Annotated in this window: 11 protein-coding genes and 2 tRNA genes; all 13 read left to right on the forward strand. The window is 67.7% G+C overall.

What is annotated here, in order from left to right:
* The first annotated feature begins 305 nt into the window (after positions 1-305).
* The 13 genes from dnaN to AC1DP1_RS05190 all read left to right on the forward strand — a co-directional run bounded on the left by dnaN (position 306) and on the right by AC1DP1_RS05190 (position 15,112).
* Positions 306-1,442, forward strand: coding sequence for a DNA polymerase III subunit beta (gene dnaN, locus AC1DP1_RS05130; protein WP_477505921.1), 1,137 nt, complete (start codon positions 306-308; stop codon positions 1,440-1,442).
* A gap of 138 nt (positions 1,443-1,580) precedes the next feature.
* Complete coding sequence (gnd, locus tag AC1DP1_RS05135; RefSeq protein WP_477505922.1) at positions 1,581-2,564, forward strand: phosphogluconate dehydrogenase (NAD(+)-dependent, decarboxylating); 984 nt, start codon at positions 1,581-1,583, stop codon at positions 2,562-2,564.
* A 7-nt stretch (positions 2,565-2,571) separates the two neighbouring features.
* Complete coding sequence (gene recF, locus AC1DP1_RS05140; protein WP_477505923.1) at positions 2,572-3,786, forward strand: DNA replication/repair protein RecF; 1,215 nt, start codon at positions 2,572-2,574, stop codon at positions 3,784-3,786.
* Positions 3,776-4,339, forward strand: a complete 564-nt coding sequence (locus AC1DP1_RS05145) for a DciA family protein (protein ID WP_477505924.1) — start codon at positions 3,776-3,778, stop codon at positions 4,337-4,339. The genes recF and AC1DP1_RS05145 overlap by 11 nt, the downstream gene beginning before the upstream one ends.
* A gap of 269 nt (positions 4,340-4,608) precedes the next feature.
* The gene (gyrB, locus tag AC1DP1_RS05150; RefSeq protein ID WP_477505925.1) at positions 4,609-6,822 is read left to right on the forward strand and encodes a DNA topoisomerase (ATP-hydrolyzing) subunit B; all 2,214 of its coding nucleotides are present in this window, start codon (positions 4,609-4,611) and stop codon (positions 6,820-6,822) included.
* Between the two features lie 60 nt (positions 6,823-6,882).
* Complete coding sequence (gyrA, locus tag AC1DP1_RS05155; protein WP_477505926.1) at positions 6,883-9,612, forward strand: DNA gyrase subunit A; 2,730 nt, start codon at positions 6,883-6,885, stop codon at positions 9,610-9,612.
* 7 nt (positions 9,613-9,619) lie between these two features.
* Positions 9,620-10,165, forward strand: a complete 546-nt coding sequence (locus AC1DP1_RS05160) for a DUF3566 domain-containing protein (protein ID WP_300048452.1) — start codon at positions 9,620-9,622, stop codon at positions 10,163-10,165.
* An 82-nt stretch (positions 10,166-10,247) separates the two neighbouring features.
* Positions 10,248-10,321 (forward strand) — tRNA-Ile (locus AC1DP1_RS05165).
* 46 nt (positions 10,322-10,367) lie between these two features.
* Positions 10,368-10,493 (forward strand): DLW-39 family protein, encoded by a 126-nt coding sequence (locus tag AC1DP1_RS05170; protein WP_300048454.1) that lies wholly within the window; start codon positions 10,368-10,370, stop codon positions 10,491-10,493.
* A 32-nt stretch (positions 10,494-10,525) separates the two neighbouring features.
* Positions 10,526-10,601, forward strand: a tRNA-Ala gene (locus AC1DP1_RS05175).
* Between the two features lie 315 nt (positions 10,602-10,916).
* On the forward strand, positions 10,917-11,972 hold the full coding sequence (locus AC1DP1_RS05180) for a sigma factor-like helix-turn-helix DNA-binding protein (protein WP_477505928.1): 1,056 nt from the start codon (positions 10,917-10,919) through the stop codon (positions 11,970-11,972).
* Positions 11,965-14,013 (forward strand): Z1 domain-containing protein, encoded by a 2,049-nt coding sequence (locus tag AC1DP1_RS05185; protein WP_477505929.1) that lies wholly within the window; start codon positions 11,965-11,967, stop codon positions 14,011-14,013. The genes AC1DP1_RS05180 and AC1DP1_RS05185 overlap by 8 nt, the downstream gene beginning before the upstream one ends.
* Positions 14,006-15,112, forward strand: a complete 1,107-nt coding sequence (locus AC1DP1_RS05190) for a hypothetical protein (protein WP_477505930.1) — start codon at positions 14,006-14,008, stop codon at positions 15,110-15,112. The genes AC1DP1_RS05185 and AC1DP1_RS05190 overlap by 8 nt, the downstream gene beginning before the upstream one ends.
* Positions 15,113-15,114: the final 2 nt, after the last annotated feature.

Below are 15,114 nucleotides of genomic sequence, written 5' to 3' on the forward strand. Positions count from 1 at the left end.
GAATGCCCGCCGATCCACATGCCCGGCAGCCGGGCCCTGCGGCGTCCACACCCGTCGTGCACAGGGTTTCGGACCCCTGACCTGCACAAACCTGAGTTGTCCACAGTTTCCACGGACCCTATGACGACTATGAACCTCAAGACTGGATCGATCTCCCGCCAACACCTGACTGCCCTCACTCTGGGGAGAACCCTGCCGCTGCCTCGACAGCGCGTGGCAGGATGCACTTCCCACGTGCACGCGTGTGGTTCCCGCCTGCGTGCAGCCGCTCGTTGCCCGCACCACCTCTCGTCGAGGAGACCCTTGTGAAGTTCCGCGTCGAACGCGACGTCTTCGCCGATGCCGTTGCCTGGGCTGCCCGCAGCCTGCCCGTCCGCCCCAGCTCGCCGGTCCTGGCCGGTCTGCTGATCGAGGCGAGCGACGCCGGGCTGGTGCTCTCGACGTTCGACTACGAGACCTCGGCCCGCGCCACGCTCTCCGCCGAGGTCAACGACGAGGGCAAGGCGCTGGTGAGCGGACGCCTCCTCGCCGACATCTGCCGCAGCCTTCCGGCCAAGCCGGTCGAGCTGACCCTCGACGGTCCCCGCGTCTCGCTCACCTGCGGGTCCGCGCGCTTCAGCCTCCAGACGATGCCCGTCTCCGACTACCCGACGCTGCCGGAGATGCCCTCGGCCACCGGCACCGTCTCCAGCGCCGACTTCGCCCACGCCGTCGCGCAGGCCGTGACCGCGGCTGGTCGCGACGACATGCTGCCGGTGCTGACCGGCGTACGGATCGAGATCGACGGCTCGACCATGGCGCTGCTCGCGACCGATCGCTTCCGCCTCTCGCACCGCGAGCTCACCTGGAACCCCCAGTCCCCCGACGAGTCGGTCGCCGCGCTGGTGCCGGCCAAGGTGCTCGGCGACACCGCAAAATCGCTCACGTCCGGTGCCGAGGTGACGATCGCCCTGAGCTCGAGCGGCGCCGGCGAGGGCCTGATCGGCTTCGAGGGCAGCGGCCTGGGCGGCGTACGTCGCACCACCACGCGGCTGCTCGACGGCGAGTTCCCCAAGGTGCGCTCGCTCTTCCCGGCCGAGCACCTCACCGTGGCCAAGGTCAGCAAGGCCGACCTGATCGAGACCGTCAAGCGCGTCGCGCTGGTGGCTGAGCGCAACACCGCGGTGCAGATGAAGTTCGGCGACAACCAGATCGTCCTCGACGCCGGCTCCGGCGACGAGGCGATGGCGACCGAGGCCGTCGACGCCGACATCAACGGCGACGACCTGACCACCGGCTTCAACCCGCAGTTCCTGCTCGACGGCCTCACCGCCATCGACGGGGAGATGGTCGACCTCGCCTTCACCCAGGCGACCAAGCCCGTGGTCATCTCCGGAACCGACGCCGACGACACCACGGGGTCGTTCCGCTACCTGCTGATGCCGCGAAGGCTCCTGTCGTAGTCGGCGGCGAGCTGTCGATCGCGAATTCGGTCGTGGTGGGTCTCGCTACAGCACGTCGCGAGCTCGCAGGCTCGCTCGCGGTGCCACTCGACCTCCCTCGACTAGCCGTGCGCTCGTTCCTCGAGCACGGCTAGTCTCGTGACCATGGACATCGGACTCGTCGGACTCGGCAAGATGGGCGGCAACATGCGCGAGCGCATGCGCCGCGCGGGACTCACGGTCGTGGGCTACGACCGCAACCCCGACGTCAGTGACGTCGACTCGCTCGAGGGGCTCGTCGAGGCGCTGCCGAGCCCCAAGGTCGTGTGGATCATGGTGCCCGCGGGCGACCCGACCCGCGCGACGGTCAAGGAGCTCGCCGCCCTGATGGGCGAGGGCGACGTGATCGTCGACGGCGGCAACTCGCGCTGGACCGACGACATCGCCAACGCCGAGCTGCTCGCGGAGAAGAAGATCGGCTACGTCGACTGCGGCGTCTCCGGCGGTGTGTGGGGCCTGGAGAACGGCTACGCGCTGATGTACGGCGGCGACGCCGACGACATCGCGAAGGTGCAGCCGGCCTTCGACGCACTCAAGCCCGAGGGCGACTACGGGTCGGTCCACGCCGGCAAGGTCGGCGCCGGGCACTTCTCCAAGATGGTCCACAACGGTATCGAGTACGCGATCATGCAGGCCTACGCCGAGGGCTGGGAGCTGCTCGAGGCGGCCGACCTCACCGACAACGTCACCGAGGTCTTCCGCTCCTGGCGCGAGGGCACCGTCATCCGCTCGTGGCTGCTCGACCTCATGGTCTCCGCGCTCGACGACGACCCGGGCCTGTCGAAGGTCGCCGGCTACGCCGAGGACTCCGGCGAGGGACGCTGGACCGTCGAGGCCGGCATCGAGCACGCCGTCGCGACCCCCGCGATCACCGCTGCGCTCTACGCCCGCTTCGTCTCGCGCCAGGACGACTCGCCGACGATGAAGGCCGTCGCGGCAATGCGCAACCAGTTCGGCGGCCACGCGATCCGCTCCGCGGCACCCAAGGGCGGCGACGCCGAGGGCAGCAGCTCCGGCGCCGAGCAGTCGGAGACGGCGAAGAAGGCCGGTGCCGGCAGCGCCCAGGAGCCCGGCGAGAGCTGATGTCCCTGTGCACGTCGCGCACCTGACCCTGCACGACTTCCGCTCCTACGCCGACATCGACGTCGCGCTGGAGCCGGGGGCGACGGCGTTCATCGGCCGCAACGGCCAGGGCAAGACCAACCTGGTCGAGGCGATCGACTACCTCTCCCGGCTCTCGTCGCACCGCGTCGCGACCGACGCGCCGCTGGTCCGCGCCGGTGCCGACCAGGCGATCGTCCGCGCGTCCGTGGTGAAGGAGGGACGTCCGGCGCTGATCGAGGTCGAGCTCAACCCCGGTCGGGCCAACCGCGCGCGGATCAACCGCTCGCCCCTCCCCCGGCCCCGCGAGATCGTCGGCCTCGTGCGCACGGTGGTCTTCTCCCCCGACGACCTGACCCTCGTGAAGGGAGACCCGTCGGACCGGCGCAAGTTCCTGGACGACCTGCTGATCCTGCGCTCGCCGAGGCTGGCCGGCGTGCGGGCCGACTACGACCGCGTGCTCAAGCAGCGCAACAGCCTCCTCAAGACGGCCGGCGTCGCCCGTGGCTCGTCACGCGACGCGGCGATGTCCACGCTCGAGATCTGGGACGACAACCTGGCCCGCGTCGGCGCCGAGATCCTCGGCGCCCGGCTGCGGCTCGTCGAGGACCTGCGCCCCTACCTCGGCAAGGCCTACGAGGCGGTCGCCCGCGGTGCGAGCCGCGACGACGCCGACATCGACTACAAGGCCAGCATCGACCTCGGTCTCGCGACAGGACCTCGTCCTTCCTCGACCAGCGAGGAGGTCGAGGAGGTCGAGGAGGTCGAGGAGGTCGCCCAGCCGGGGGCACGCAATCCGCTCGAGGCTGCGCTGCTCGACGCGATCGCGGCCCGGCGCAAGGAGGAGCTCGACCGCGGCATCTCCCTCGTCGGTCCGCACCGCGACGAGCTGCTGCTCTCCCTCGGCGACCCGCAGCTGCGACTGCCGGTCAAGGGCTACGCCTCCCACGGGGAGTCGTGGTCGTTCGCGCTCGCGCTGCGCCTGGCGTCGTACGACCTGCTGCGCGCCGACGGCGACGACCCGATCCTGGTCCTCGACGACGTCTTCGCCGAGCTGGACGCCGAGCGTCGCCAGCAGCTGGCGGAGCTCGTCGCCGGTGCCGAGCAGGTGCTGGTCACCGCCGCGGTCGCGGCGGACGTGCCCGCGTCCCTGCAGGGTGTCCGTTACCTGGTCGCGGACGGGCAGGTGACCCGTGACGACTGACGACCGTCCGACGGACGCGTCGTCGGAGGAACCCACGCCGGCGGACGCCGCGGCGGAGCACCAGCCCGACGGGCTCGACCTCGCGCGCGCGGCGGCCCGGGCAGCGGCTGCCACGCCGGGCGGCAAGCCCCGGAAGAAGACCTCGACCTTCCGGCGTCGTACGTTCACGAAGTCCTCCGGCGCGCGTCCCGACGACCGCGACCCGCAGCTGCTCGACCAGGCGATGGGGCGGCTGATCGCCAACCACGGCTGGGAGCTCGACCTCAAGGTCCAGGGGGTCTTCGGGCGGTGGGCCGAGCTCGTCGGCGACGAGGTGGCCGACCACTGCACGCCCGAGACGTTCGACGACGGCCGGCTGGTGGTGCGCACCGACTCGACCGCCTGGGCCACCCAGCTCAAGCTGCTCGCGCCCACCGTCGTACGACGCCTCAACGAGGAGCTCGGCCACGGCACCGTGACCGTGATCGAGGTGCTCGGGCCCCACCTGCCGAGCTGGACCAAGGGGCGGCTGTCGAGCCGCGACGGTCGCGGTCCGCGCGACACCTACGGCTGAGCCACGTTCTGCCGATCTGGGAGCCTCCCGACCACATGGGGACCCACCGACCCCCCTGTTCGACCGGCTGACAGGCCTTCACGGGCCCGCTGAGGGCACATTTTCCCTCGGATCCATCCCCAACCGGGGGTTGGTGCTTCGGTTCAGGGGCCCTGGCAGGTAATATGAGGGACACGAGTCGCATGCCGTGTTGCCCCGCAACCGCCGCGACTCGACTCATGTCGAACGCACCCGGACCGCGTCCGGGGCGACGAGCAGAAGGCTGTGCCTTGAGCGAAGAGAACCACGAGTCCACTCCGGCCACCACCGACGCCACTCCCGGTTCCACTCCCGATCCACAGCCTGCCGACAGCCCGAGCGAGACCGAGCGCGCCGAGGCGCTGGCCGCTGCCGTCGAGGAGACGGTCGCGGAGAAGCGCTCCAACACCGCCGTCGACGGCAGCGTCGAGTACGACGCCTCCGCGATCCAGGTGCTCGAGGGCCTCGAGGCCGTGCGCAAGCGCCCGGGCATGTACATCGGCTCCACCGGCGAGCGCGGACTCCACCACCTCGTCTGGGAGATCGTGGACAACGGCGTCGACGAGGCACTCGCCGGCTACGCGACCCGCATCGTGCTGACGCTCCAGGCCGACGGCGGTGTCCGGGTCGAGGACGACGGTCGCGGCATCCCGACCGACACGGCTCCGGGCCAGGACATGCCCGCCCTCACGATGGCCCTGACGATGCTCCACGCCGGCGGCAAGTTCGGCGGCGGCGGCTACAAGGTCTCCGGTGGCCTCCACGGCGTCGGCGTCTCGGTCGTCAACGCGCTCTCCTCGCGCCTGGTCGCGGAGGTCAGGAACCGCGGCCACCTGTGGCGCCAGTCGTTCCAGCTCGGTGTGCCCGATGCCGACCTCGAGCAGGTCCGCGCGATGGAGCCCGGAGAGGGCACCGGCACGACGGTGACCTGGTACGCCTCGGAGGACATCTTCGAGCACACCGACTACAACCTCGAGACGATCACCGCCCGCCTGCGCGAGATGGCGTTCCTCAACAAGGGCGTCGAGTTCGTCGTCCGCGACGAGCGCGCCCGGGCCGAGGCGATCGTCGATGCAGTCGAGGACGACACGATCGCCGGCGACGTGGACAGTGCCGGACACGACGCGATCAAGCGGGCGGAGGCCGGCGGTCTCGAGCAGGTCTTCAAGTACGACCGCGGCCTCGTCGACTACGTCGAGCACCTCAACCGCCGCAAGGACAAGGCCAACGCGACGGTCATCTCCTTCGAGGCCGAGACGGCCGAGGGCGCCTCGGGCCAGCACATGAGCCTCGAGGTCGCGATGCAGTGGAACACCACCTACACCGAGTCGGTCCACACCTTCGCCAACAACATCAACACCCACGAGGGCGGCACGCACGAGGAGGGCTTCCGGGCCTCGCTGACCTCCCTGGTCAACAACTGGGGCGAGGAGTGGGGCCTGATCAAGAAGAAGGAGGACCGCGTCTCGGGCGACGACATCCGCGAGGGCCTGACCGCGATCATCTCCATCAAGCTCGGCGAGCCGCAGTTCGAGGGCCAGACCAAGACCAAGCTCGGCAACACCGAGGCCAAGGGCTTCACCCAGCGCATCATGAACGACCAGCTGGGCGCCTGGTTCGAGGAGAACCCGGCCGAGGGGCGCGACATCGTGCGCAAGTCGCAGGCCGCGGCCAACGCGCGGATCGCGGCCCGCAAGGCCCGCGAGCTCGCGCGCGGGCGCAAGGGCCTGCTCGGCGGTGGCGGGCTCCCCGGCAAGCTCAGCGACTGCCAGTCGACCAACCCGGTCGAGTGCGAGGTCTTCATCGTCGAGGGCGACTCGGCCGGCGGCTCGGCCCGCCAGGGCCGCGACCCGCGCATCCAGGCGATCCTCCCGATCCGCGGCAAGATCCTCAACGTCGAGAAGGCCCGCATCGACAAGGTGCTGGCCAACACCGAGGTCCAGGCGATCATCTCCGCCCTCGGCACCGGCATCCACGAGGAGTTCAACCTCGACAAGCTGCGCTACCACAAGGTTGTGATGATGGCCGACGCCGACGTCGACGGCCACCACATCAACACCCTGCTGCTGACGCTCCTCTTCCGCTTCATGAAGCCGCTCATCGAGCACGGCTACGTCTACATGGCGCAGCCGCCGCTCTACCGCCTGCGCTGGAACAAGCCGGCCGAGCACGAGTTCGTCTACTCCGACGCCGAGCGCGACGCGCTGATGGCCGACGGCCTCGCGCAGGGCAAGAAGCTGCCCAAGGAGAACCCGGTCCAGCGCTACAAGGGTCTCGGCGAGATGAACGCCGACGAGCTGTGGGAGACCACGATGGACCCCGACGCCCGCCTGATGAAGCAGGTGACGCTCGAGGACGCCGCCCAGGCCGACGAGATCTTCTCGATCCTCATGGGCGAGGACGTCGAGCAGCGCCGCTCCTTCATCCAGCGCAACGCCAAGGACGTCCGTTTCCTCGATATCTAGGTCGCTAGTCCGATCTACGACCAGCCCTAGACATCGATAGAACGCAGGAGATAACCAGACATGACCGAGACCCCCACCGGCACCGGCGGCGCAGACGGCTTCGGCCTCGGCGATGAGCGCATCCAGCCGATCGAGCTGCAGACGCTGATGCAGCAGTCCTACATCGACTACGCGATGACCGTGATCGTCGGGCGCGCGCTGCCCGACGTACGCGACGGGCTCAAGCCGGTGCACCGCCGGATCCTCTACGCGATGTACGACGGCGGCTACCGCCCCGACCGCGGCTTCTCCAAGTGCTCGCGCGTCGTCGGTGACGTGATGGGTCAGTACCACCCGCACGGCGACTCCGCGATCTACGACACCATGGTGCGCCTCGCGCAGCCCTGGGTGCTGCGCTACCCGCTCATCAACGGCCAGGGCAACTTCGGCTCGCCGGGCAACGACTCCGCCGCGGCGATGCGATACACCGAGTGCCGGATGGCGCCGCTGGCCATGGAGATGGTCCGCGACATCGACGAGGACACCGTCGACTTCCAGCCCAACTACGACGGTCGCTCGCAGGAGCCGACCATCCTGCCCAGCCGGTTCCCCAACCTCCTGGTCAACGGCTCGGCCGGCATCGCGGTCGGCATGGCGACCAACATCCCGCCGCACAACCTCATCGAGGTCGCCGACGGTGCGAAGTGGGCGCTCGAGCACCCCGACGCCAGCCGCGAGGAGCTGCAGGACGCGCTCGTCGAGCGGATCAAGGGCCCCGACTTCCCCAACGGCGCGCTGATCGTCGGCCGCCAGGGCATCGAGCAGGCCTACCGCACCGGTCGTGGCTCGATCGCCCAGCGCGCGGTGGTGGAGATCGACGAGGACGCCAAGGGTCGCGTCATGCTGGTCATCAGCGAGCTCCCCTACATGGTCAACCCGGACAACCTGGCGCTCAAGATCGCCGAGCTCGCCGACTCCGGACGGATCCAGGGCATCTCCGACGTCCGCGACGACACCAGCTCGCGCACCGGCCAGCGCCTGGTGATCATCCTCAAGCGCGACGCCGTCGCCCGCGTCGTGCTCAACAACCTGTTCAAGCACACCGAGCTGCAGTCCAACTTCTCGGCCAACATGCTGGCCCTGGTCGACGGGGTGCCGCGCACCCTGCCGATCGACCAGTTCATCTCCAACTGGGTCACCCACCAGATCGAGGTCATCCAGCGGCGTACGCGCTTCCGGCTCGCCGAGGCCGAGCGCCAGGCCCACATCTACCGGGGGCTCGCCAAGGCTCTCGACGCGCTCGACGAGGTCATCGCCCTCATCCGTCGTAGCCCCGACGTCGAGGAGGCCCGCCAGGGACTCATCGCGCTGCTCGAGATCGACGAGATCCAGGCCAACGCCATCCTCGAGATGCAGCTGCGTCGCCTGGCCGCCCTCGAGCGCCAGAAGATCATGGACCGCCTCGGCGAGCTCGAGCGCGTCATTGCCGACCTCGAGGACATCCTGGCCAACGAGGCGCGCCAGCGGCAGATCGTCTCCGACGAGCTGACCGAGATCGTCGACAAGTACGGCAACGAGCGGCGTACGCAGATCATCGCCGCCGACGGCGACCTGTCGATGGAGGACCTGATCCCCGACGAGGACCTCGTCGTCTCCATCACGCGCGGCGGCTACGCCAAGCGCACGCGTGCCGACCAGTACCGCCTGCAGAAGCGTGGCGGCAAGGGCGTGCGCGGTGCGACGCTGCGTGGCGACGACGTCGTGCAGCACTTCATCGCCACGACCAACCACCACTGGCTGCTGTTCTTCACGACCGCCGGTCGCGTCTACCGCACCAAGGCCTACAACCTGCCCGAGGCCGCACGCGACGCCAAGGGCGGCCACGTCGCCGGCCTGCTGAGCTTCCAGCCCGACGAGGACATCGCCCAGGTGCTGGCGATCCGCGACTACGAGCAGGCCCCCTACCTCGTGCTCGCCACCCGCACCGGCCTGGTCAAGAAGACCAAGCTCGGCGACTACAACAGCCCGCGCCAGGCCGGCGTCATCGCGATCAACTTCCGCGAGGACGACGACGAGCTGATCGGCGCCGAGCTGGTCAACGCCGACGACGACATCCTGCTCGTGTCCCGCAAGGGCCAGGCGATCCGCTTCCAGGCCAGCGACGAGCAGCTGCGCCCGATGGGCCGCGCCACCGGCGGCGTACGCGGGATGAAGTTCAAGCACGACGACGACGCGGTGCTCTCCCTCTCCGTGATCCGGGCCGACCAGGTCGCGGCGGAGGAGGCGGTCGAGGAGGCCGGCGCCTCCGTCGAGGACAGCGAGGTGAAGGAGCAGTACGTCTTCACCATCACCGACGGCGGCTTCGCCAAGCGCTCGCGCATCACCGACTACCGCACCACCAACCGCGGCGGTGTCGGCATCCGCGCGGTCAAGCTCTCCAACGAGGACCGCGGCGGCCTGGTCGGCGCGTTCATCGTGGAGGAGGGCGACGAGGTGCTCTCGATCACCAGCGGCGGGCAGGTCGTCCGCAGCCCGATCGACACCAACTTCCGGGCCACCGGCCGCGACAGCCAGGGCGTGAAGTTCGTGACGCCCAAGAAGGGCGACACGGTCGCCGTGGTGGCCCGCTCGGTCGAGGCGCGTGAGGACGAGGAGGTCGAGGAGCAGGCTGCCGAGGCCGCCGCCGAGGTCGAGGCAGGCGCCCGTGAGGCCGCCGTCGAATCGCCCGACGTGGTCGACGATGCAACAATCGATGGTCAGGACGCTGTCGAAGCACCTGCCGATGCCCCCGCCGACGACACCGAGGAGTGAGTGACCCATGTCGGAGCGCACCGCGACTCCCCGCCGTACCTCCGGGGGCGAGCCCAGCAAGCGGTCCCTGACCGAGCGGCTCCAGGACACGCTGTCCAGCGCCGCTGAGGAGCACCGCGCCAACGCCGGACCGGCCGAGTCACGCGGCAGCCGCGTGCGTCGTGCGGCCGGGCGGCAGCCGCGTCGGGCCCGGCTGCGGCTGACCCGGGTGGACCCGTGGTCGGTGATGAAGACGTCGTTCCTGCTCTCCGTCGCCTTCGGTGTCGTCACCTTCGTCGCCATCTTCATGGTGTGGTCGGTGCTCGGCGCTGCGGGCGTGTGGGACTCGATCAACTCGGCCGTGGCGAGCATCGTCGAGGGCGACAGCGGCAACTCCACCTTCGACGTGACCAACTACGTCGGTATGTCCCGCGTGCTCGGCTTCACGCTCCTCGTCTCGGTCGTCGACGTCATCCTGATCACCGCGATTGCGACCCTCACGGCGTTCCTCTACAACCTCGCGGCCGCCCTCCTCGGCGGCATCGAGGTCACCCTCGCCGAGGACGAGAAGTGAGCCCGGCCTGAACGACACGGGCCGATTGGCACCGCCTGACCGTGGTCAGGTAACCTTCGGCGTCGCCGCTTGCGGCATGCACGGGCCTATAGCTCAGACGGTTAGAGCGCTTCCCTGATAAGGAAGAGGTCGGAGGTTCAAGTCCTCCTAGGCCCACTCCATCCCTTCGCACCACCCTTCGCTCCGATCCCGAGGAGAGTCCATGAAGAAGCTCCTGCTGGTCGCACTCGCTGCCGCCGGCGCGGTCGTCGCGAAGAGGAAGATGGACGAGGGCAAGAACGAGCAGGCCCTCTGGGCCGAGGCCACCGACACCGTCGAGAAGGCCTGACGCTCCACCTCCGGCGCCCCGGGCGCCACCACGGGGCCTTGGCGCAATTGGTAGCGCACCTGCTTTGCAAGCAGGGGGTTGCGAGTTCGAGTCTCGTAGGCTCCACCAGAGAAACCGCAGGTCAGCCTGCGGTTTCTGTGATTTCCGGAATGTTCCGGTCGACTTCGGGATCGGTCTCTAGGGGGACTGGTGGGGGAATCTAACCCAACAGGCACCGCTGCGACTTCTTACCTTTCGCCCCGTCGGTCGCAAAAATCGAACTATCGTGAGCGTCGCTATAGATCAGTCGCGTACGGGGGCTCGCAGTTGGTTTCGCATGTGCATGGGCAGAGCACTGGTGACACGCCTTCTCAGACGGACCCCTTCGACGCCGATTGGATGACGCCCAGGTCTCCGTGGCCAAAGTCAGACGATCAGACCCATATGTCTATCGGCACGACGCACTTGGCCGCTGGCGGACCCCCCGCGAACGCCTCCCAGCGCCGCTGGGCCACCGCCGAGGCAGTCGAGACAGCGTTGCGTACTCGCCCAGACGAGCCGCTGTCACTCGCTGCCCTCTACGAGGCAGCCTTCGACCTCGTGGACTTCGTCCCCACCGAGAACGACGTGAGCTTGGCCGCCCGAGCTCTGGTGTCAACCCGAGAGAACTTCTTCAAGGTCGGCCAGGGCGCGTACGCGTGGGCACCAGACGGAACCCCGCCCCCACCGCCGCCTCCGGCTCGAGTAGTCGCCATGATGGAGTTGCGGCGAAGTGGCCGAACCTTGGACGAGATCGGCAAAGTCTTCGGGGTCACTCGAGAACGCGTGCGGCAACTCATGCGCAAGCACGGGGGCCCCGACGCGGCATCGGTAAGGCAGGCACAGATCGAGCGGAACCGGTCCGAGGAGCATGCGCACGGCATGTCCGTCTCGGCGGCCATCCGGGATGTGCTCGCTGACATGAATCCGAGGTCCGTCGAGGAAGTCGCGACTTTGACCGGGATCGCCAGCGAGGACACAGCCAGATGCTGGCCGGACGACCTGGCGCATCTCCGGCTGTGGGCGGCGACGGCTCCCGAGAACCGCTGGTCGGACGAGGAGATCATGGAGGCCATGAGGGCGGCCGCCGTGTACGAGTACCCGTTGACTTCGAAGGCCTACACAGCCCTCCTCGCGGTGGGCCAGATCACCGGCCCCTCAGTCCCGAGGATCGGCCAGCGGTATGGATCCTGGACAGCCGCCTGTGAGGCTGCGGGCGTTGAACCCGGTCGAACGGTCCGCAGTCACTATCAGTCGAAGTGGAGCGACCAGGACATCGCGGACATTGTTCGTCAGTATCTGCTCGACCCAAGCGCGCCGAACTCCGCACACCGATTCGACGAGTGGAGGCGAGTGAACGTGCCCGACGGTCCGTCCTTCCAGACCGTGCGCAACCGGTTCGGTTCATGGACTGAGGCGAAGCGTCGAGCGTTGAAGCCGACGGGATCCGAGGATGAGTGAAGTCACACGCTTGGACGGGATCCTGGCTACGACCATCGGCGACAACACGCGGGAAGGAATCTGGGAGTCAGCGTCGGCCATCCTGAAGCATGGTCCCAAGCCAGGTCAGGCAAGCGATCCGACCGTGCTCGCGCTGGGCTACGTGCAGTCCGGCAAGACGACCTCGATCACCGCGCTTGCTGCCGCTGCCGCGGACGAGGGCTATCAGGTCATCGTTGCTCTTCTTGGGTCCACCAATCTGCTTCTCGACCAGAACAAGCAGCGGCTCGAGGGGTCCCTAGGGATCACGACTCGCAGCGACTACGTCTGGATCAGCGAGACGAACCCAGCCACCGACGCTGCGGGCAAGAAGCTTCGCAGCTTCGTCGACATGGGCCGGGTATGTCTTGTGCCTGTGCTCAAGCACGCAGGACGCATCAGGGCCGTTGCGAAGCAACTGGCGAAGCTTCCGGACGAGCTGCGCGTGCTCGTCATCGACGACGAGGCAGACCAGGCGTCGCTGAACACCGGCAAGGACGCCGAAAGTCAGACCTACGCTGCCATTCGCGAGCTGCGGTCGTCCGTACCAAGCCATCTCTACGTGCAATACACGGCAACGCCGTACGCGCCCCTCATGCTGGACGCTGCCGACATACTGAGCCCCCAACACGTGGAGTTCCTGACCCCGGGCGAGGGATACACAGGCGGCAAGCAGTTCTTCATCGACCATGCCGATCGAGTCGTTCGCAACGTGCCCATGTTGGACGAGCAGGCCTCCAAGAGCCCGCCGCTACAGCTACAGAAGAGCCTGCATCAGGCCCTGTCGTCGTTCCTAGCAGGCACTGCACTCCTTCTACTCAAGGACGCGGCGAGCCCGCCGATCAGCATGCTGGTTCACTCCACGGCTCGCAACGACGTTCAGGCGCGGTACGAGTTCCTCATTCGCCGGCAACTGGACCAGTGGCGCAAGGCCTTGGTGCCCGACGACCCCGAAACAATTCCAGAGTCCATCACCGACGAACGCGAACGGCTCGTGCAGAACGGTGCCTCAGACGTCGACGATCAGACCTTCGCTCACAAGCTGAAGTTCGTACTCGCACAGGCCATGACCTGGCTCGTGAACAGCGCGGCTGACATCAACAAGGTCGACTGGCACGTATCGCCCGTCCACGTCCTCGTCGGCGGCAACAAGCTCGATCGAGGATTCACCGTCGAAGGGCTCACGGTCACCTACATGAACAGGCCTGCGAGTCCGCAGGTAGACACACTTGAGCAACGTGCTCGAGCCTTCGGCTACCGAGGGGACTTTCTGCCCTACTGCCAGTTCTTCGCCAGCAAGAAGACGATCCGCTCCCTTACCGAGATCGTGCACACCGAAGAGGACCTACGCGCGCGACTGCACGATCACATCGAGAGCGGTGGGTCGGTTCACACGTGGGCGCGCGAGATCGGACTCGTGCTGCCGGACGGGATGACACCTACTCGATCGAGCGTGGTCTCAGCCCTGTCGACGATGGGGCTGGGCTGGCACCAAATGCGCGCGCCCTCTCGCCAGGCTGCCGACACGTCTCACAACTACGGACTTCTCGAGGATCTTGGCCTGTTGGACGCCCCGCGAGTCTCCCAGGGTCGCCTGGCATTTCGCACCCTCACGGTCGAGTCACTCGAACCCTTGGAGCGACTCTTCACACAATGGGCTCGTCCCGACTACAGCCCAGGATGGCTCCACGACGAGTTCGCGGGTGCCATCGCCCGCGGGTTCACTCATCTGAAGAGCGCCACCATCATGCTGATGGAGGACGGCGAGGCTCCACGCAAGCGCCGATGGTCTGGTGAGCTTGGCTTCGTCAACCTCTTCCAGGGCCGCGACCTGAAACCACAGCAGAACGGCGACTTCTATCCCGGGGACCGACTCGTGGAAAACCTGGAGAACGAGCCGAACCAGATCGTGATCCAGATCCATCGCACTCAAGTGCGGCAACACGAGGACGACGGCGAGGTGCTGGCGCTCGCGGTCTACCTCGGATCAGGGCTCGTAGTTCGAAAGGAACGGAATGTCTGAACACCTCCCGGCCAGCGCGGGTCGCCCGTCGAGCGCCCCTCTGTCAGCTCTGCGTCTCGATCCGGAGAATCCGCGCATACCCGAGACGCACCGCACCAAGGACACCGCTGAGCTCGCGACGCTGCTCGAGATGGGCTTCGAGGCCTATCCCGTCGCGCAGTCGATAGCCGAACTGGGCTTCTTCAATGCCGAGCCACTCATCGTGATCCCCAGCCCCGATGAGGCGAACGCCTGGATCGTCGTCGAGGGGAACCGACGGCTCACCGCACTCATCGGACTGGCCTATCCCGAGATTCGAGCAGGCTTCGCGACACCCGATCGTTGGGAGAAGTTGGCCGCCAGCCGCTCGATCAGCCCCGAGATGGCGGTCCCGATCGTCGTCCACGAGACGCGCGAGACGACGCATGCGGAGATCGCGCGAGTTCACGTTGTCGGCAAGCTCGGGTGGCGTCCCTTCATGCAGGCTCGGTACATCGCTGCTCGCGTGGCAGAGGGACGAACACTGCAGGAAGTCGCTGACCTGATCGGCATTCCCAAGAGCAAGGCTGCCGATCTGTACCGCGACCAGGCCGTGCTGACACAGGCTGCGAACCTCGGGCTTGAGACCTCGCAGGTCGAGAGTGCCTTCTCGGTACTCACCGTGGCCATGGGCAGCACGAAGATCCGCGGCCACGTTGGCGCACCGTTGGGATCGCAGACTGTGATCGGTCAGGATCCCGTGCCCGCCGACAGATTCGATGAGCTCAAAGAGGTGATCCAGTGGGTGTTCGGCGACGAGGAGCACGAGTCCCTGATCTCAGACTCGCGGCAGATGTCGCAACTCGGCAACGTCGTCGCCTCTGAGGTCGGACTCGAAGCGCTACGCGAGGGCAAGACGCTCGAGGAGGCGAAGCAACGGATCCAGGAGAAGGGCCTGGACCCGTTGAAGGCGCTGACACTGAAGCTCAACGCTGCCAAGAACTCGCTGAACGCCGCCAGCGGCGACGTCGCCGAGTTCGCGATCGACGCCGGGGTTCAAAGCCTCGTCGACGACATCGAGTCACTGGTTGGAAGCATTCGGTCGACCCTCGATGACGTCACCGCAGAGACCGACCTCTAGCA

This window comes from Nocardioides sp. P4_G10 (assembly GCF_056401175.1).

Bases quoted from the DNA above. Each gene is read 5' to 3' on its own strand.
- AC1DP1_RS05185 (WP_477505929.1), top strand. From the start codon at position 11,965: ATGAGTGAAGTCACACGCTTGGACGGGATCCTGGCTACGACCATCGGC.
- AC1DP1_RS05170 (WP_300048454.1), top strand. From the start codon at position 10,368: ATGAAGAAGCTCCTGCTGGTCGCACTCGCTGCCGCCGGCGCGGTCGTC.
- AC1DP1_RS05190 (WP_477505930.1), top strand. From the start codon at position 14,006: ATGTCTGAACACCTCCCGGCCAGCGCGGGTCGCCCGTCGAGCGCCCCT.
- gyrA (WP_477505926.1), top strand. From the start codon at position 6,883: ATGACCGAGACCCCCACCGGCACCGGCGGCGCAGACGGCTTCGGCCTC.
- AC1DP1_RS05180 (WP_477505928.1), top strand. From the start codon at position 10,917: ATGTCTATCGGCACGACGCACTTGGCCGCTGGCGGACCCCCCGCGAAC.
- AC1DP1_RS05160 (WP_300048452.1), top strand. From the start codon at position 9,620: ATGTCGGAGCGCACCGCGACTCCCCGCCGTACCTCCGGGGGCGAGCCC.